16 protein-coding genes are annotated in these 18,432 nt (G+C 70.4%); 9 read left to right on the top strand and 7 right to left on the bottom strand.

The window, feature by feature from the left end; all coding sequences use genetic code 11:
- Positions 1-82: 82 nt before the first annotated feature.
- A complete protein-coding gene (locus LPC10_RS20655; RefSeq protein ID WP_231344120.1) occupies positions 83-1,009 on the top strand; it encodes an EcsC family protein in 927 nt (308 codons plus the stop codon).
- 210 nt (positions 1,010-1,219) lie between these two features.
- On the opposite strand, the gene LPC10_RS20660 is transcribed toward LPC10_RS20655, so the two are convergent.
- Positions 1,220-2,428 (bottom strand): hypothetical protein, encoded by a 1,209-nt coding sequence (locus LPC10_RS20660; RefSeq protein ID WP_231344121.1) that lies wholly within the window; start codon positions 2,426-2,428, stop codon positions 1,220-1,222.
- A 79-nt stretch (positions 2,429-2,507) separates the two neighbouring features.
- Between LPC10_RS20660 and LPC10_RS20665 the strand changes: the two genes are divergently transcribed.
- The 4 genes from LPC10_RS20665 to LPC10_RS20680 all read left to right on the top strand — a co-directional run bounded on the left by LPC10_RS20665 (position 2,508) and on the right by LPC10_RS20680 (position 6,615).
- Entirely contained in the window at positions 2,508-3,113 is a 606-nt protein-coding gene (locus LPC10_RS20665) for an NnrU family protein (protein ID WP_231344122.1), read from the top strand.
- A gap of 206 nt (positions 3,114-3,319) precedes the next feature.
- The gene (locus LPC10_RS20670; protein ID WP_231344124.1) at positions 3,320-4,030 is read left to right on the top strand and encodes a tetratricopeptide repeat protein; all 711 of its coding nucleotides are present in this window, start codon (positions 3,320-3,322) and stop codon (positions 4,028-4,030) included.
- A 139-nt stretch (positions 4,031-4,169) separates the two neighbouring features.
- Positions 4,170-5,510 carry a ribosome biogenesis GTPase Der gene (der, locus tag LPC10_RS20675; RefSeq protein WP_231344126.1) on the top strand — a complete coding sequence of 447 codons (1,341 nt, stop codon included), beginning with the start codon at positions 4,170-4,172 and terminating at the stop codon, positions 5,508-5,510.
- A 190-nt stretch (positions 5,511-5,700) separates the two neighbouring features.
- A complete protein-coding gene (locus LPC10_RS20680; RefSeq protein ID WP_231344127.1) occupies positions 5,701-6,615 on the top strand; it encodes a sulfite exporter TauE/SafE family protein in 915 nt (304 codons plus the stop codon).
- An 18-nt stretch (positions 6,616-6,633) separates the two neighbouring features.
- On the opposite strand, the gene LPC10_RS20685 is transcribed toward LPC10_RS20680, so the two are convergent.
- Positions 6,634-7,758 (bottom strand): carboxylate-amine ligase, encoded by a 1,125-nt coding sequence (locus tag LPC10_RS20685; RefSeq protein WP_231344128.1) that lies wholly within the window; start codon positions 7,756-7,758, stop codon positions 6,634-6,636.
- Between the two features lie 245 nt (positions 7,759-8,003).
- Between LPC10_RS20685 and mutM the strand changes: the two genes are divergently transcribed.
- Positions 8,004-8,903: a bifunctional DNA-formamidopyrimidine glycosylase/DNA-(apurinic or apyrimidinic site) lyase gene (gene mutM / locus LPC10_RS20690; protein WP_231344129.1), complete on the top strand. Its 900-nt coding sequence runs from the start codon at positions 8,004-8,006 to the stop codon at positions 8,901-8,903.
- Positions 8,904-9,138: 235 nt separating this feature from the next.
- Positions 9,139-9,351 (top strand): hypothetical protein, encoded by a 213-nt coding sequence (locus LPC10_RS20695; RefSeq protein ID WP_231344130.1) that lies wholly within the window; start codon positions 9,139-9,141, stop codon positions 9,349-9,351.
- Between the two features lie 493 nt (positions 9,352-9,844).
- Here the strand turns inward: LPC10_RS20695 and LPC10_RS20700 are convergent, their stop codons facing one another.
- The 5 genes from LPC10_RS20700 to uvrB form a co-directional block, all read right to left on the bottom strand.
- Positions 9,845-12,241, bottom strand: a complete 2,397-nt coding sequence (locus LPC10_RS20700; RefSeq protein ID WP_231344131.1) for a PAS domain-containing protein — start codon at positions 12,239-12,241, stop codon at positions 9,845-9,847.
- Positions 12,242-12,332: 91 nt separating this feature from the next.
- A complete protein-coding gene (locus tag LPC10_RS20705; RefSeq protein ID WP_231344132.1) occupies positions 12,333-13,055 on the bottom strand; it encodes a glutathione S-transferase in 723 nt (240 codons plus the stop codon).
- Positions 13,056-13,074: 19 nt separating this feature from the next.
- On the bottom strand, positions 13,075-13,743 hold the full coding sequence (locus LPC10_RS20710; protein ID WP_231344133.1) for a YidB family protein: 669 nt from the start codon (positions 13,741-13,743) through the stop codon (positions 13,075-13,077).
- A gap of 137 nt (positions 13,744-13,880) precedes the next feature.
- Complete coding sequence (locus LPC10_RS20715; RefSeq protein WP_231344134.1) at positions 13,881-14,192, bottom strand: hypothetical protein; 312 nt, start codon at positions 14,190-14,192, stop codon at positions 13,881-13,883.
- 147 nt (positions 14,193-14,339) lie between these two features.
- On the bottom strand, positions 14,340-17,105 hold the full coding sequence (gene uvrB / locus LPC10_RS20720; RefSeq protein WP_231344135.1) for an excinuclease ABC subunit UvrB: 2,766 nt from the start codon (positions 17,103-17,105) through the stop codon (positions 14,340-14,342).
- Positions 17,106-17,282: 177 nt separating this feature from the next.
- On the opposite strand from uvrB, the gene LPC10_RS20725 reads away from it, so the two are divergent.
- Together LPC10_RS20725 and LPC10_RS20730 are read left to right on the top strand one after the other, a co-directional pair.
- Positions 17,283-17,936: a hypothetical protein gene (locus LPC10_RS20725; RefSeq protein WP_231344136.1), complete on the top strand. Its 654-nt coding sequence runs from the start codon at positions 17,283-17,285 to the stop codon at positions 17,934-17,936.
- The gene (locus LPC10_RS20730; RefSeq protein WP_231344138.1) at positions 17,923-18,366 is read left to right on the top strand and encodes a transcriptional regulator; all 444 of its coding nucleotides are present in this window, start codon (positions 17,923-17,925) and stop codon (positions 18,364-18,366) included. Before LPC10_RS20725 ends, LPC10_RS20730 begins: the two co-directional genes overlap by 14 nt.
- Positions 18,367-18,432: the final 66 nt, after the last annotated feature.

Here is an 18,432-nt window from a genome sequence, read left to right on the forward strand (position 1 = left end):
GTCTTCCGAAAACGGAACCAAGCGCGCGGCCCCGCGCTTGCTGTGTCCGACGCCACTGAGGTGCGATGCTGGGATACGAACCGTGAGCGACTTGACCCTCGTCGGCGAGACCCTGCCGGTTCCGGTGGAGGCGCCCCCCTCGCCCCCGCTGTCGGAGGCCGACCGTCTGGCCCTGCGCCGGGCCGTGGCGGTGCTGGAGAAGCCGGGCCTTGCCGCCCGGCTCTCGGCGGCGGCGGGCGCGCCCCTCGACATGATCGGCCGCGCCTTGCCGGCGCCCATCACCGAAACGGTGGCCAGCGCCACGGAAGGCGCGATGCGAACGGCCCTGCGGGTGGCGCTCGCGACCCTGCCGGACAAGGACGTGAAGCCCGCCGGCACCGCGCTGGAACGCGTCGAGACGGAAGCCGGCGGGCGCCTGAGCCGCCTGCTCGGATCGAGCGATACCCGCCATAAGGCGCTCGCCGCGGTGACCGGCGCCGTCGGCGGCGTGCTCGGCCTCGCGACGCTGGCGGTGGAACTGCCGGTCTCCACGACGATCATGCTGCGCTCGATCGCCGAGATCGCGCGGCAGGAGGGCGAGGATCTGAGCGATCCCGAGACCGCGCTCGCCTGCGTTCAGGTCTTCGCGCTGGGCGGTCGTGCCGGCGCCGAGGCCTCGGTCGCCGACAGTGGCTATTTCGCGGTGCGTGCGGCGCTGGCCAAGACCATGTCGGAAGCCGCCCGCTACGCCGCCCACCGCTCGCTGCTCGATGCCGGCGCGCCGCCGCTGGTGCGGCTCACCGCGCAGATCGCCGCGCGCTTCGGTCTCGTCGTCTCGCAGAAGGTCGCGGCGCAGGCCGTACCGGTGATCGGGGCGCTCGGGGGCGCCGCCGTCAACGCCGCCTTCATGGACCACTTCCAGTCCATGGGCCGCGCCCACTTCACCGTGCGCCGGCTCGAGCGCGCCTACGGCAAGGAGGCGGTGCACGCGGCCTATCTCGAGGAGAAGGCGGCGCTCGGGCTCGGGTGAGCGCCGCACGCGCGAACCCACGGGTCGGTCCCCGTCCCGATCACGGAAGGGCCGATCCCATCCACCGCCGCATCCTGAGGTGCCGACGCGACGCGTCGGCCTCAAAGGGTCGTCCAGAAGGCGCGCGGAAACGGAGGATCCTTCGAGGCCCGCCGACGCGGGCACCTCAGGATGAGGTCGTGGGCGGGATGCCTGTGATCGATATGCGCCTCACGGCCACACCTTGATCGCCACCGGCCGCCGCACGAGGTCGCGGTCGGAGGTGATGGTGCAGCCCTCAAGGCGCAGGGTCGCGAAGGTGAGAAGCGCGCCCTCGCCGACATCGTCGAAATTGCGGCCCTGCGCCCCCGGATCGAGCAGGGACGGGTAGGCGATCAGCCGTCCCTTCGCTTGGCAGGGATCGTCGTAGAGCGTGGCGCCGGCCAGCAGCAGCCGCGGCCCGTCCCAGCTCAGCAGGTCGCGCGAGGTGCTCCAGTAGAAGCCCGATTCCGGAAAGACGCCGCCCTTGGCCGCCATGAACACGGCGATCCAGGCTCCCGAGCCGCGGTGCCGCACCACCGCACCGACAGGGGCGGGAAACGGCGCGACCGGCTTGCAGGTGTCGGCGAGCTTCACCGGCTTGCGGTAGGGGTCGGGGAAGGCGGCGGTGAAGCCGGTGCCGGTCCAGGCGCGCCAGCTCGCCGGGTCCTCCGGCCGCTCGGTGCGAAACAGGCAGACGCCCGCCTCCTGATCGCTGCCTGGGCGGTCCCAACCCGTGGTCGAGGCGAAGAAGTAGCGGAAGCGCCCCTCACTGACGATGTTGGAGGGGTTGAAGAAGCCCCGGTGCCGGCCCTGGCCCTCCTCCTGCCGGAAGGGTGCGCCCGCCACCACCGCGGGCGGTGTCATTCGGGTGAAGCTCATGCCCCCGTCGCGGGAGAAGGCCGCCGTGACCGTGTTGTACCAACACTCCATATAGACCTTCGAGCGGCAGCGGTCCTCGTGCTCGTTGGCCTGATACTCGTGGTGGAGGAGGGCGGCGACGCTCGTGCCGTCCTCGGTCCAAGTGGCGGTGATCCACGAGCGGTCGTCGTAGAGCGCCGGATCGGGCTTCTCCCCGGAATCGAGCACCACGCGGCAATCGATCTTGAGGTGGTCGAGATCGGGGCCGCGCAGGGCCCGGTTGCGGTAGTGCAGGCCGTAGAGCGCGATTCCGCCCGAAGCGTCGCGGAAGGCGCGGGCAGGGGCGTCGGGCACGTCGGCGCCATCGCAGGCGTCGCGGGTGGCGGAAAAGATCGTCCGCTCCGGCCCCGTCAGGGTGAGCGCCGAGAGCGGCGGCTCCGGAGCGGCACGGACCGGCGGCACGCCGCCGCAGGCGAGCGCGAGCGTCACGGCGAGGGGGCGGCCAAGGAAACGGCCGAGCAGACGGGACGATCTGGACATCCCGCAAGGATTGCGTTTTGAACCGTTACAGGGAGCTTGTCCGCATCCGCCGGAGCGAGCGCCGTCCACAGGCTGCCCCATGCTGGTGATGATCCTTGGCCTCGTGCTGTTCCTCGGCACGCACGCCTTCTCCATGGCCCGGTCCAAGCGCGCGGAGGTGATCGGCCGCATCGGCGAGGGCCGGTTCAAGCTCGGCTACACCCTGCTCTCGGCGGCGGGCCTGATCCTGACCGTTTACGGCTACGGGCTCTACCGGCAGGAGGGCCTGATCCCGGTCTGGTCGCCGCCGCTCTGGACCCGGCATCTGGCGGTGCTGCTCACTCTGTTCGCCTTCATCAGCCTGGCCGCGACCTACCTGCCGGGCCACATCCGCGCCCGGCTCAAGCACCCGATGCTGCTCGCCGTGAAGATCTGGGCGACCGCCCACCTCCTGGCCAACGGCGATCTCGGCTCGATCCTGCTGTTCGGCTCCTTCCTCGCCTGGGCGGTGGCCGCCCGCATCAGCGCCAAGCGCCGGACGCTCACGGCGGGGCAGGTGGCGCAGCAGCATGGCGGGCAGGCCGTCCCGGCCGGCTGGCGCAACGACGCCATCGCCGTGGTGGTCGGCGTCGTGGCGTGGTTCGTGTTCGGCAAGTACCTGCACCCGCTCCTCATCGGCGTCGCCGCCTGGCCGGGACAGGCCTGACAGGGCAATTGCTCGAAGTAATCGCCCCGGTTTCATTTCGGCCTCAAGCGCCGGTGGCCGCCTCCGTTGCCTCTGGCTTTCTCTCCGCGCGATGGGCCTGACGGGCTGAGCCCTCATTCGCCAAAGCGGAGGCGCTGTGCTAGGCGCCCCGACAAGACAGGCGAGGCGAGTGCGCTTCCGCGAGGGGCGCCCGGATTTTTTCGAAGATGGCCGAGAACAACGAGTTCATTCGCGAGGTCGACGAGGATTATCGCCGCGACCAGATCGCCAGGATCTGGAAGCGCTACAACGCGCTGATCATCTCCGGGGCGATCCTCCTCGTGGCCGGTGTCGGCGGCTACAATTATTGGCGCCATGCCGAGCGCACCCGCGCCGAGGCGGCTTCCGAGCGCTACGATCTCGCCAGCCGCCTCGCCAAGGACGGCAAGACCGAGGAGGCGGACCGCGACTTCGCCGCGATCCGCACCGACGCGCCGGGCGGCTACGCCCTGCTCGCCCGCTTCCGCCTCGCCGCCGACGCGGCCAAGCGCGACGCGGCTGCCGGAGCGGAAGCCTATGACAAGCTCGCCGCCGATACCGGTATCGGCGATTCCCTGCGCGACCTCGCCCGCCTGCGCGCGGCCCTGCTGCGCCTCGACGGGCCCGATCCGAACGCGGCCCTGGCGAGCCTCCAGGGGCTTGCCGCCCCGACCAACGCCTACCGCCACACCGCCCGCGAGATGCTCGGCCTGGCCGCGCTCAAGCGTGGCGACATCGAGGGCGCCGGCCGCTGGTTCGACCAGATCAGCGCCGATGCCGAGACGCCCCAGGGCCTGCGCCAGCGGGTTGACGTCTACGCGGCGCTGGTGGCCGGCGGTCCCGTCATCGTGACCGAGGCCAAGCCCGAGAACGCCGCGCCGCCGCCGATCACCCGCTGACGGCGCGGCCGGAACCGCTTATCTTCTCAAGCATCGTCCCGAAAGCTGGCCTCCGGCTTGTCTGAAAAGACGATGCGTTCATCGAATATCGCGCGTCGGGCTTGTCCGTCCCGCGCGCCTGACGAGACTGTACTGTCCCATGGATCTGCCGACCGTCGCGATCGTCGGACGCCCGAATGTCGGCAAGTCGACCCTGTTCAACCGGCTGGTCGGGCGCAAGCTCGCGCTCGTCGACGACCGCCCTGGCGTGACCCGCGACCGCCGCGAGGGCGAGGGCTTCATCGGCGACGTCGCCTTCCGCGTCATCGACACCGCCGGCCTCGAGGAGGCGGATGCCGATTCGCTGCTCGGCCGCATGCGCGCCCAGACCGAGGCCGCGATCCTCGAGGCCGACGCAGTTCTGTTCGTGATCGATGCCCGCGCCGGCGTCCTGCCGTCCGACCGGCCCTTCGCCGAACTGGTGCGCCGCTCCGGCTGCCCCGTCATTCTCATCGCCAACAAGGCCGAGGGCGGGGCCGGGATGGCGGGTGCCTACGACGCGTTCTCGCTGGGGCTCGGTGACCCGATCCCCTTCTCCGCCGAGCACGGCGAAGGTCTGGGCTCGCTCCAGGATGCCCTGCGCGAGGTTCTGCCCGAGCCGGACGACGAGGAGGAGGACGAAGAGGGCGGCAAGGGCCTGCGCGTCGCCATCGTCGGGCGGCCGAACGCGGGCAAGTCCACCCTGATCAACCGGATGATCGGCGAGGACCGCCTGCTGGTCGGACCCGAGGCCGGCATCACCCGCGATTCGATCTCGCTGGATTGGGAGTGGCGCGGGCGCCGGATCAAGCTGCACGACACCGCCGGCATGCGCCGCCGCGCCCGCATCGACGACAAGCTGGAAAAGCTCGCGGTCTCCGATGGCCTGCGCGCCGTGCGCTTCGCCGAGGTCGTGGTCGTGCTCCTCGACGCGACGATTCCCTTCGAGAAGCAGGATCTCACCATCGTCGATCTCGTCGAGAGCGAGGGGCGCGCCTTGGTGATCGGCCTCAACAAGTGGGATCTCGTCGCCGACCAGCCGGGGCTGCTGAAGTCCCTGCGCGAGGATTGCACCCGCCTGCTGCCGCAGGTCCGCGGCGTCTCGGTGGTGCCGCTCTCAGGGCTCGCCGGCGAGGGCATCGACAAGCTGATGCAGGCGGTGGTCGATGCCTCCGAAGTGTGGAGCCGGCGCGTCTCGACGGCGCGGATCAACGCGTGGCTCACCGACGCGCTCCAGCGCAATCCGCCGCCCGCGGTCTCCGGCCGGCGCATCAAGATCCGCTACGCCACCCAGGTGAAGAGCCGCCCGCCGCATTTCGCCCTGTTCGGCAACCAGCTCGACGCCCTGCCGAAATCCTACACGCGCTATCTCGTCAACGGCCTGCGTGAGGCCTTCGACCTGCCCGGTACGCCGATCCGGCTGTCCCTGCGCACGTCCAAGAACCCGTTCGACAAGGGCTGAGAATCGGCTCGAGGAAACGGTTTCGTCCCGTCTCTGCCTGGGCGCGGGGGACAAAGAAAACATCGTCCTCCCAGGAACCGATCGCGGAGGGATTCGCTCTCTTTAGGGGCCAATCATTGGGATGCCGAACCCTTGCTCGCCGGGAGCGAGGTCTTAGTTTTCGGCCTCCTCTCGCATGGATCGCTTTTCGATGGCCGGATCGTCCTCCGCCGCCGCGCGGCCGACGAAGTTCGGTGAGCCGCGCACGCTCGCCTTCCTGGCGCTCGCCGCCCTCGCCACGCTCGTCGTGATCGCGGCGGTTTGGACCCTTCTCGCCGGTGGCGCGGGCGGGGGCACGGTCCAGGCGGTGAGCGAGGGGCTGGCGAGCCGCGGCTTCTGGACCGCCGTCGCGGTCGGGCTCGCGGCGCAGACCGTCGATGGCGCCCTCGGCATGGCCTACGGCATCACTTCGACGACCTTCCTGCTCTCCACCGGGGTGCCGCCGGCGGCGGCCTCGGCCTCGGTGCATGTCGCCGAGATCTTCACCACCGCCTTCTCCGGCCTGTCGCACTGGCGGCTCGGCAACGTGAACGGGGCGTTGTTCCGGCGCCTGCTGATCCCCGGCGCGATCGGCGCGGTGGCGGGCGCGTATCTCCTCACATCGGTCGATGGCGAGACCATCAAGCCGTTCGTCTCGGTCTACCTGCTGGTGATGGGTCTCTACGTCCTGTCGAAGGCGTTCCGCACCCTGAAGACCCGACGCGAGCCGCCGCGCGCGGTGGTGCCGCTGGCGCTCGGCGGCGGCTTCGTCGACGCGGTCGGCGGCGGCGGGTGGGGGCCGGTGGTGACGACGACACTGGTCGGCGGCGGGCAGGATCCGCGCACCTCCATCGGCACGGTCAACGCGGCGGAGTTCTTCATCGCGCTGGCGAGCGGCCTCTCCTTCAGCCTGCTCGGCGGGCTGACCCACTGGACCACCATCGCCGGCCTCGTCGTCGGCGGGCTGTTCGCGGCACCGATCGCCGCGCTTCTGGTTCGGGTGATCCCGGCGCGGGCGCTGATGGTCGTGGTCGGGCTGCTGATCGCGGGCTTGAGCCTCGTGAACCTCGCCGGGCTGTTCGGCTAAAGCCTCAGCTCTCCCGGCTCACCCGGCCCGCGTCGTCTCGGCGAGCCAGTCGACCACCGCGTCGAGGGCTTGGCGGTTGCTGGTGTCGCCGCCGCGGGTGGCCTCGAAGGCGGCGATCTGCCGGTCGGCGCTGGTGCCCTCGCGCAGGATGCGGCGGGCGTCGGCGACCTCTTCGGTGCAGCCGAGCGCCTCGGCGTCCTCGGCGATCAGCGAGAGCAGCGTGTCGAGGGCGGCTTCGAACGGGAACGCCTGTTCCGAGGCCTCGTCGATCAGCTCGGCCTCGATCCCACTGCGCTGGGCCCGCCAGAGATTCTCCGCCGCAATCGCCCGCGACACGCCGGTGAGCCCCGCATTGATGTCGGGCCGGCGCTCGACCAACCGCACGAGGCAACGGAACAGTGCCGCCACCACGATGGCGTCGGAAAGCCGGGTGCAAGAATCGGCGATGCGCAGTTCGAGTGTCGGGAACTTGATCGAGGGCCGTAAGGACCACCACAAAAAGCTCGCATCCTGGATCGAGCCGGCATTGGTCATGATCCGCACGTAGCGCGCGTAGGCTTCGGCATCGCCCATCAGGTCGGGCAGGCCGGTGCGGGGCAACTCGCCGAAAGCGCTGAGACGGTATGCGGCGAGCCCCGTCGGCTTGCCCTGCCAGAACGGCGAGGAGGCCGACAGCGCGAACAGCAGCGGCTGGAACGGCAGCAGCCGATCCATCAGGGGCACGCGCCGGTCGGGGTCGGAGACCTCGACATGGACGTGCATGCCGCAGATCAGGCTGCGCCGCCCGGCCAGCCCCACGTCGCGCAGGATGCCGCGGTAGCGGTCGCCCTTGGTCGGCAATTGCCGCGCCCAGTCGGCGATGGGGTGGGTGCCGGCGGCGAAGACGAGGAGCCCGTGCTCGGCCCCCAATTCCGCAAGCGCCTGCCGCTGCCGCATCAGCGACGCGCGGGCGGCCGGGAAGGCAGTCGAGGGCGGGGTGCAGACCTCGACCTGACATTGCAGCAGCTCGCGCCCGATCTCCGGCAGCCGCTCGCCAGCCGCCTGATGGAACGGCTTGACCGAGCGGCGCGGGGTGCCACGGGTCTCGGCATCGGCGAGGAAATACTCTTCCTCGATCCCGAACCGGTAGGGGTGGGCGCTCATGCCGTAAAGACTCCGACGACCGGCCGACGCGGGCTCTCGCCGGGGCCGGAGCCCGCGAGGGGAGCGCCGCGAAAGGACCTTGGCCGGGAGCAAGCCGTTTGCAGGGCCAAGAGTTCCGAAGGGTTCCGTCCCGGTTCCGCGCCGCGTGGCGGGGGACGCGACACCGTGGCCGCACGGCGGCGCTCGCGCCGGGGGCGGGGAGGGCGCTACAGCTCTTTTTCCCCTGCCGCTTCTTTCTCGCGACCATGCCCGAACTGCCCGAAGTCGAGACCGTGCGCCGGGGCCTCGCGCCCGCGATGGTCGGCGCGCGCTTCTCCCGCGTCATCCTGCGCCGGCCGAACCTGCGCTTCCCCTTCCCCGAGCGCTTCGCCGAGCGGCTGGAGGGCACTACCGTGCGCGACCTCGCGCGCCGGGCCAAATACCTCACCGCGCATCTCGATTCCGGCGAGAGCCTGATCCTGCATCTCGGCATGAGCGGGCGCTTCGACGTGCGGATGCCCGACGGCTCGAACCTCTCGCCGGGTGACTTCTACCTCGAAGGGACCCTGGGCCAGCCCAAGCACGACCACGTGGTGATGGCTTTCGCCAACGGCGCCACGGTGACCTACAACGACACCCGCCGCTTCGGCTTCATGGACCTCGTGGCGACGCGCGATCTCGATACCTGCCGCCACTTCGCCGGCATGGGTGTCGAGCCGCTCTCCGACGCCCTCGACGCTGCTTGGCTCGCCCACCTGTTCGCGAGAAAGATCACGCCGTTGAAGGCAGCGCTGCTCGACCAGCGCCTGATCGCGGGCCTGGGCAACATCTATGTCTGCGAGGCGCTGCACCGCTCGGGCCTCCACCCGGCCCTTCCGGCCGGCGCGCTGGCCAAGCCGGACGGCTCGCCGACGCCGAAGGCGAAAAAGCTCGTCCGGGAGATCAAGGCGGTGCTGACCGAGGCGGTGGCGGCCGGCGGCTCGACCTTACGCGACTACGCCCGGCCGGACGGGGAGCGCGGCGCCTTCCAGCACGGGTTCCGCGTCTACGACCGGGTCGGCCATGCCTGCCCGACGAAGGGCTGCACCGGGCGGATCGGCCGGATCGTGCAGGGCGGGCGCTCGACCTTCTTCTGCGAGACCTGCCAAGTTCTGCCGACCCGGTGAGACCTGCCGGTCCGGAAAGGTCTGCACGTCGGCGCCGGAGATTTCATCCCGCCTTTTTGTCCTGAAAAAGTCCGGTCTTCCACCGTTCTTCGGGGTGGCCGGCACGGGAATGTTGAACGGTTCGGCGCCGAAATGCGTTCTCAGCTTTGCCACAACACGGCAAAGCCCGTTTCCGCTCTTCCGGTGCCGTCCGTCCGCGGCGGTGCTCGAAGGGTCCAACGACACGGAGGAACCTATGCGCGCCATCAAGCTGCTTCCCGTCCTCGGCCTCGTCGCCCTCGGCCTCGCGGCCTGCAAGGACGAGAAGAAGGATACCACCGGCACGACCACGCCTCCGGCCAGCACCACGACCACCGCCCCGGCGACGCCGCCCGCCACTCCGCCGGCCGCCGGCCAGACCACGGCCCCGACCAACCCGCCCGCGGCGAACAAGCCCGCCGGTCAGTAGTTGTTCTTTGTTTCCTGACAACGTTTTGCCCGGCCGGTGGCCGGGCACGTTCGAACAGGCAGAAGGCCCGCCGGAAGGTGGGCCTTCTTGCGTTCGGGGCCTGCGGTCTCGCACGGCTTCTTCGCGCAGGACGGTGAGAATCCTCTGGCGATGATCGCGGCGGCCCGCGCGCAGCTCGCGGGCTAGAGCATCCCTCCCGAAAGGTGGCCGCCGGCTTTCGGAAAAAGGGGATGCAAATACAAGAGGATAGAGCATCGTCGCCGGGGAGGCGGTCTCGGCGGGGGCGAAGGGTGACGGCTTCGCCGTGTCGCTGGCCGGGGGACAACACCTGACACCGCCTCAACAGCCCGATCGCCGAGGGGCTCGGCTGCGCCGTGGACGAGGGGATGCTCGGCCCAGAACCGGCGCGGTGGGATGCTCTGAAGCGGAAATCCCGCGAGTCACAAAGGGTCGGAAGCGGCCCGTCCTATAGTCAAGCGGATTGGGGTCCAACTCAGGTCGGTGCTGTTTCCCGCTTCATCCGCCGCCCCGCCATCTCCTTGAGCACCCGCCCCAATTCCTGCGCCGAATACGGTTTCCTCAACAGCTCGAACCCGTGCGCGTCGTCCTGGGCCAGGACGTGGCTGTAGCCGGAGGTGAGGACCACCGGCAGGTCCGGGTGCCGCTCGCGCAGGATGCGGGCGAGCGCGATGCCGCCCATGCCGGGCATCACCACGTCGGAAAAGACCGCCTCGAACGGCGTCTCGGCCCGCTCCAGCGCGACCAGGGCGGCCTCGGCGTTCTCGGCCCAGACCGGCTGGTGGCCGAGTTCCTCCAGGATCTGGGTGCAGAAGCGGCCGACCTCGACATTGTCCTCGACCACGAGGATGCGCAGATGCGCCTCGGTGGCCGATTCCGGCCCCGGTCCGGCGGGGGGAGAAGCCGGCGGCGGGGCGCTGACCTCGGGCAGGTAGAGGGTGAAGGTGGTGCCCTCGCCCGCGCGGCTGCGCACGTCCACGTCCCCGCCCGACTGCTTGGCGAAGCCGATCACCTGGGACAGGCCGAGCCCGGTACCCCGTCCGACCTCCTTGGTGGTGAAGAACGGCTCGAAGATGCGGGCGAGATCGGTGCTGGCGATGCCGGTGCCGGTGTCCACGACCGAGACCGCGACGAAGGGTCCGGCCGCGCCGGCATGGCCGCGGATCGGCGGCATCGGTGCGCCGCCGTCGAGGCGGAGCGTCAGGCGGCCCTCGCCGTCCATGGCATCGCGGGCGTTCACCGCCATGTTCACGAGCGCCGTCTCGAACTGGCTCGCGTCGGCCCGCACGTAGCAGGGGGCGCCGGGCAGGTCGGTGACCACGCGGATGCGCGCGCCGGTCACCGAATCGAGCATCTCCGAGATGCTGCGCAGCCGCTCGCCGACATCGAAGGTCTCGGGCTTGAGCGCCTGCCGCCGGGCGAAGGCGAGGAGCTGGCCCGTCAGCTTCGCCGCCCGGTCCACGGTGTCGGAGACGGCGTCGAGGTAGCGGCGCTTGCGCTCGGGCGCGAGGTCGGGCCGGCGCAGGAACTCCACCGAGGAGCGGATGATGGTGAGCAGGTTGTTGAAGTCGTGGGCGACGCCGCCGGTGAGCTGGCCCACCGCCTCCAGTTTCTGCGACTGGCGCAGCGCCTCCTCCGCTTGGCGCTGCTCGGTGATGTCGCGGCCGAAGCCGTAGAGCAGGCCGTCGGCGGGCACGATGGTCCAGAGCACCCGGCGGGTGCCGCCGTCCCGGGTCAGGCAGGTCAGTTCGAGGTCGGTGGAGGCGCCGGCCGCGAGCCGCTCCAGCGCCGCCTCGGCCGCGAGCCGCTCCAGCGCCGCCTCGGCCGCCGGGCGCTCCTCGGGGGCGAAGAAATCGGGCACGCAGCGGCCCACCGTCTCAGCCGGCGGCCAGCCGAGGGTGCGGCTCCACGAGGGATTCACCGCCCCGATCCGTCCGTCGGGGGAGGCGACGACCTTGAGCACCGGCGAGAGCGTCCAGACGCGGTCGCGGTCGCGCCGTTGCGCCACCACCTCCGCCTCCAGATCGGCGGCCTTGGAATGGAGCAGGTGCTCCACGCGCCGCCGGGCGGTGATGTCTTGGAACAGCACCGCGACCTGCCGGCGCGCGGGCGGCTCGATGCGGAAGGCGGCGAGTTCGAGGTAGCGCCCGGTGGCGACCAGCTCGCGCTGGAAGCGGATCGGCCGGCCGGTGCGCAGGACATCGCCGTAGAGCGCGAGCCAGCCCTCGGCCTCCTCGCCCACGATCTCGCGCAGGCGCTTGCCCGCCACGTTCTCGATGCCGGCATGCTGGGCGTAGGCGCGGTTGGCGGTGACGTGGACGTAGTCGCTCAAGGGGCCGTGCGGACCGTCGATGAACTCGATGACGCAGTAGCCCTCGTCCATCTGCTCGAACAGCGTGCGGTAATGCTGCTCGCTCTCGGCCAGCGCCGTGCGCTGGGCGTGCTGCTCGGTCACGTCCCGGGTCACGCCCGCGAGCCGCACAGGCACGCCGTCCCCATCGCGCTCGATCTCAACGGTGCGGGCGATCCAGCGCGGCAGGCCGCTCAGCGGATCGCGGATGCGGTAGACCGCCTCTCCCGCCGGCGCATCGCCCGAGGGGATCGCGGCCGCCTCTACCCCGAGCCGCTCGATCAGCGCGGCGAGGGGATAGGCCTCGCGCAGCTCCAGGCCGTGCAGGCGGCAGAAGGCGGGGCTCGGATGCAGGAGGCCCGCGCGCAGGTCGAGGGAGAACACGCCGATCCCGGCGGTGTCCTGCGCCCGGGCGAGGGCGTCCTGTGCCGTCCGCAACGGCTCCGCGATCCGAAAGCGCGCCGGTGCCGCGCTCGGTTCGCCGATGGTGGGGAGGCTCTCGCTGATGCTCACGCCGCACATGTAACACGCCGCCGGGCGGCACAAGCGCGACCGTTTAACCGGAAGACAGCTTTCACGGCTTTGTCACAGGTGACGCCGTGAGCCTCGATGATCAGCCGAAATCGAGCTCCGGATAGTGCCGGAAGATGCCGTCCTCGTTGAAGGGGAGGCACCGATCGCTGACGCGGTAGGCCGCGATGCGCGGCAGCGCTCCGATCCGCTCCGCGTGGGCGGCGACCTGCGGCGTCTGCGCCAGCGCCGCAGCTTTCGGGAATGCGTAGCGCAAGCCCTCCACGAGCTGGAACAGCGAGGTGTCGGCGTAGCTGACCGCACCACCGACCAAGGACTCCGGCCCGGCCGGGTTGCCGGCGAGCACCTGCTCGAACCAAGCCAGGAATTTCGGGATGCGGTGCTTGCAAAAGTCCTCGGCGCGGCGGCGCGCCTCCGGCTTCTGGTCCTCGTAGTACAGGCCGACGCCCACCGGGTGATGGGTGTCGTGGGCCTCCGCGACCATGTCGGCGATCGTGAGCTGGATCTGGTGCGTCCAGATCCGGTCGGCCTCGTCCGCACCGACGAGGCCGAGGCGCGGCCCGAGATAGAGCAGGATCGCCGCGGTCTGCCCGATCACGCGGTCGCCGTCCTTGAGGAAGGGCGGCGCGAAGGGCGGGCGGAGCGGCTCGTCCTCCAGCCGGTCCATCATCGCCGCGATGCCGCCGCCCGCCTCTTCCGGCAGGCGGGCGACATCGACGTAATCCGCCCCGGCCGCTTCGAGGGCCAGCCGCACGAACTCGCCGCGACCGGGGATCATCGGCCAGTAGTGCAGCTCGTAGGCCATCGCCGATCCCCTCCGTCATTCACCAGCCGCCGCGTTCCTCGCGGCTGGGCGCCCGGCCCTGGGGCGTCAGGGCGTCGATCACGCCGGGCAGGGCCTGCGCCAGTTGCGCCAGCAGATCCTCGCGCGGCAAGCCGGTCTCGCGGCTGAGGCTGTCGACGGTGCCGGGACCCAGGGCCTCGGCGAGGCGGTTCGGCGCGATCTCGCGGTTGGGGCCTTGGCCGATCCACGAGCCGATCACGTCGCCCAGCCCACTGCGCTCGAAGCTCTGGATCAGGCCGTCGAGCCCGCCCGCGGCAGGACCGCCCCCGTCCTGCGGCTCCCGGTCGAGCCCCGCATAGGGCCCCCCGCCGGGCGAGCGGCTGCCGGACGCGCCGTCGCCGGGGCCGTCGAGCATGCCCGCGAGGTCGCTGAAATCGCCGCCGGCCTCGTCGCCGCGCGTGGGCGGACCGCTGCGCCGGCCCTGGTTGAACCCGCCGAAATCACCGTCGTCGGCGCCCGGGCTCGGCAGAGGAGAGCCGCCGCCCTCGTCCCGCCCCCGCCCGAAGATGTCGCCGAGGCCGCCGCTCGCGCCCTTGGCGAGCAACAGCATGAGCAACGCCTTGACCACCGGCGAGGCCAGCGCCCCGCCGCGTCCGCCCCCCAGAACCTGTCCGACGACTCCGCCGATGACCTGATCGAGCAGCCCCATCTGTTTCCTCCCGCCGGTTCACGCCGCATCCAGAGGGTCTGGAAGCGCGCTCTCACGCCGAACCGGTCTCCCCTTCGGCTGAGCGCGCTCAGGCGGCCCTGCCGGTCCAACGGCGAGCCTCGGGATGGGGTTGCGGATCAGTTCTCGTAGCTTGTCCGAAACGGCTTCGAGAGGTGATCGGTCGGATTGGTGCGCACGCTCTTCCCGCTGCTCCGGCCCTCGGGCATCACCGAGGTCGAGGAGCGGATCGCGCTCGGGGCCGAGACCTCGCCGGTCGGCCGCTCGGCGGATCGGGCGTTGCCGCGCACCGTGTCGGTGCCGGAGGGCAGGGTGCCGGCGGTGGGCTGGTCGTTGGGGTTGGCCACGCTCTGTGCCAGAGCTGACGTGGACAGGATCAGGCTGCCGAAGAGGGCGCCCAGAGCAGCCCGGTTGAGGGAGGAGGATCGCATTGGTCGGCTCCTTTCGACGCTTCTCGCCGCCGGCCGGGCCGACGGCGAGATCGCCCGGCGGTTGCAGGGATCTGAAAGGCCAATCCCGACCGATGGCCAAGGTTCCGTGATCGAATGCTTCGCTCTTCGAGGCTCGGCGCGGCGGCCTCAGCCGCGCTTGCGCCCGCCGCCGCCCTTGTAGCGCGGTTTCTGGCCGCCCAACCCTTGCGTCGAGCGCGCCTTCGGCCGCTCCTGCCAGGGAACGGCCCCGGCCGGCAATTCGCGGTCGGTGCCCGGCCCCATATTGTCGAGGGTCGGCTTCGCGATCCGGCTGCCCTTCTGCCCGTAGCGTCCGGCCTCGCGCTCCACATCGCTCTGCCGCGCCATCGGATCGTCGGAGACCATCAGCTCGGTCGCCTGGAGACGCTTGAGCTCGTCGCGCAGCCGCGCCGCCTCCTCGAAGTCGAGATCGGCGGCGGCCGCACGCATCCGCTTCTCGAGATCGGCCATGACGGCCTTGAGGTTGTGGCCGACGGTGATCGCGTCCTTAGCGAGCCCCGTGTCGACGCGGACATGGTCGCGCTCGTACACGCTCTCGAGGATGTCGCTGATGCCACGCTTGACCGATTGCGGCGTGATGCCGTGCTCTTCGTTGTAGGCGAGCTGCTTGGTGCGGCGGCGCTCGGTCTCGGCCATCGCCCGCTCCATCGAGCCGGTGATGTTGTCCGCGTAGAGGATGCAGCGGGCATCCGCGTTGCGCGCCGCGCGGCCGATGGTCTGGATCAGGGAGGTCTCGGAGCGCAGAAACCCTTCCTTGTCGGCATCGAGGATGGCCACCAGCGCGCATTCGGGGATGTCGAGGCCCTCGCGCAAGAGGTTGATGCCGATGAGAACATCGAAGGCACCCAACCTCAAGTCGCGAATAATCTCGATCCGCTCCAGGGTGTCGATGTCGGAGTGCATGTAGCGCACCCGCACCGAGTTCTCGTGCAGGTACTCGGTCAGATCCTCGGCCATGCGCTTGGTGAGCGTGGTGACGAGCGTGCGATAACCCGCCTGAGCCACCGCGCGGACTTCGCCCAAAAGATCGTCCACCTGGGAGCGGGCGGGGCGGATCTCGATCACCGGATCGACGAGGCCGGTGGGGCGGATCACCTGCTCGGCGAAGACGCCGGCCGTGCGCTCCATCTCCCACTTGGCCGGGGTGGCCGAGACGTGGATCGATTGCGGGCGCATCGCGTCCCATTCCTCGAACCGCAAGGGGCGATTGTCGAGGCAGGAGGGCAGGCGGAAGCCGTACTCGGCCAGCGTCGCCTTGCGGCGGAAGTCGCCGCGATACATGCCGCCGATCTGCGGCACGGTGACGTGGCTCTCGTCGGTGAAGACGAGGGCGTTGTCGGGCAGGTACTCGAACAGGGTCGGCGGCGGCTCGCCAGGCTTACGCCCCGTCAGGTAGCGCGAGTAATTCTCGATGCCGTTGCAGGCCCCCGTCGCCTCGATCATCTCGATGTCGAAGGTGCAGCGCTGCTCCAGCCTCTGCGCCTCGATCAGGCGCCCCATCCGGGTCAGCTCCTCGACGCGCTGCTTCAGCTCGGTCTTGATGCCCTTGATCGCCTGCTGGAGGGTGGGGCGCGGCGTGACGTAGTGCGAGTTCGCGTAGACTTTGACGAACTTCAGCTCGTTGAGCTTCTTGCCGGTCAGCGGGTCGAACTCGACGATCGATTCCACCTCGTCGCCGAACAGGCCGATGCGCCAGCCGCGATCCTCCAAGTGGGCCGGCCAGAGTTCGATCACATCGCCGCGCACGCGGAACGTGCCGCGGGCGAAGTCCGACTGGATGCGCTTGTACTGCAGTGCCACGAGGTCGGCGATGAGCTGGCGCTGCTCGATCCGCTCGCCGAGCGAGACGGTGAATGACATCGCCGTGTAGGTCTCGACCGAACCGATACCGTAGATGCACGACACCGAGGCGACGATGATGACGTCGTCCCGCTCCAGCAGGGCGCGGGTCGCCGAGTGGCGCATCCGGTCGATCTGCTCGTTGATCGAGGATTCCTTCTCGATGAACGTGTCGGACCGCGGCACGTAGGCCTCGGGCTGGTAGTAGTCGTAGTACGAGACGAAATACTCGACCGCGTTGTCGGGAAAGAAGCTCTTGAACTCGCCGTAGAGCTGCGCGGCGAGCGTCTTGTTCGGCGCCAGGATCAGGGCCGGGCGCTGCGTCTCCTCGATGACCTTGGCCATCGTGAAGGTCTTTCCCGAACCCGTGACGCCGAGCAGCACCTGATCGCGCTCGGCGGTTTTGACGCCTGCCACCAGTTCGGCAATGGCCCTGGGCTGGTCGCCGGCCGGCGTGAATTCGGATTTCAGCGTGAACTTGTAGCCGCCCTCCGACTTGGCCGGCCGCTCGGGCCGGTGCGGCACCCAGGCCTCGCCGTTCTTGAACAGCGGATTGCCTTCGGTGAGCAGCCGTTCCAGCGCTTCGACCGTGGCCGAGACGCCCTCTGTCGCGAGCGAGGGCGCGTCCGCCTCGGGCCCAGCTTCGGGCGCCGGGCCGTCATCGGGCGGAACGAGGCCGAGCGCCTGGGCCAGACGCGGATCGACGTCGGCCGCATCGCCGATGGCGAAGCCCGCCTGCGGCGCCTCGGCGAAGCCGTCCTGCGCGATTTTTTTATACGCTTTCGCCTCGCCTGCCTCGGTCTTCCGGCCGCGCCCCTTCCGGGCAGGCTCGGGCTGGGGCACCGGCTCGACCGCTTTCGGGCGATTGCGGTTGAGGGCCGGGTTGAGCAGCGCGGCGAGATGCTCGTCGAGCGGCATCAGCGCGGGCTTGTCGGCCTTCGCCGCCGTCTTCGAGGTCGCCTTGGCCGGTGTTTTGGCCGTCGCCTTGGCGGGCGCTTGGGCCGGGCTCACGCGCGGAGTCTTGGGTGCGGGCATGGCGGCAATATGGGCCCGCCGGGCGGTCTCCGGAAGAGTCCGAATGGACCAAGATTGTCCCGGTTTGCAGGCCGTCACGGCTGCGTCTCGTTCGTCCGGACGAATGCGGCTTGACGGCTCTGCGTCCGCGTGTACTTTGCAATGCAAAGCGCGCCCCGATGCCGGAAGGCGACCCCCATGCGTGACACCCACGGCGACCTCGACAAGGCCCTGGCCGACATCGTCGCGATCCGGATGCAGATCGCACGGGATACGGCGTTCCGCGGCCTCGGCGCGGCGACGCTGGCCGCGACCGGCGTTCTCGCCCTCGTCGTCGCGGGCGCCCAGGACTGGCTGCTCGACGATCCGACCGCGCGGCCGGTCGTCTTCTTCGGGCTCTGGATCGCCGCCGCCGTCACCGCCTGCGCCCTGATCGGGTTCGAGGCGGTGCGCCGCTCGCGCCGGGTCCATTCGGGGCTCGCCGACGCGATGGTGTTCAACGCCATCGAAGGGTTTTTGCCCGCGGGCGGAGCCGGGCTGTGTCTGGGGCTCGTCTTCGCCCGCTTCGCGCCGGACCAGCTCTGGATGCTGCCGGGCCTGTGGCAGGTGTTGGTCGGGCTCGGCCTGTTCGCCTCCGCCCGCATCCTGCCCCGCACCGTGCCGCTGGCGGGCGCGTGGTACCTGCTCGCCGGCCTCACCGTCCTGGCGCTCACCAGCGAGACGCGCCACCTCTCACCCTGGCTGATGGGCGTGCCCTTCGCGGTGGGCCAGGGGCTCCTCGCCGCCATCATCCACCGCCATTCGGGCCAAGCTGACGGATCCGCCGACGGAGACGCCGATGCCGACCTCTGATCGCTCCGACGCCCGCTTCTCCTATGAGGGGCTCGACCGGATCATCCACGAGCGGGCGCGGCTCTCGGTGCTGACCTCCCTGGTCTCGCATCCCCGCGGCCTCGCCTTCCCCGATCTGAAACGCCTGTGCGGGCTCACCGACGGCAATCTCAGCCGCCACCTCGCCGTGCTGCAGGAGGCCGACCTCGTCAGCCTGGAGAAGGGCTACGACCAGAACCGGCCGCAGACTCTCTGCCGCCTGACGCCCTCCGGGCGCACCCGCTTCCTCGACTATCTCGGGGTGCTGGAGCAGGTGGTGCGCGACGCGGCTCAAGCCGCCGGCAGGCCACAAAGCGCCGCCGGCAGGCCACAAAACGCAGCTGGCCGATCCCCGTCGACCGAAGACCGGCCGACGGGCCATGACCGTTCCGGCCTCGCCGAACCGGTCTGACGTCCCTTCTCGCACAATCCCGTCGAACGCCGCCTCTTCCACCCGTCCCGAAGGCTGCCCGGAGAC

Source organism: Methylorubrum sp. B1-46 (assembly GCF_021117295.1).
GTDB lineage: Bacteria > Pseudomonadota > Alphaproteobacteria > Rhizobiales > Beijerinckiaceae > Methylobacterium.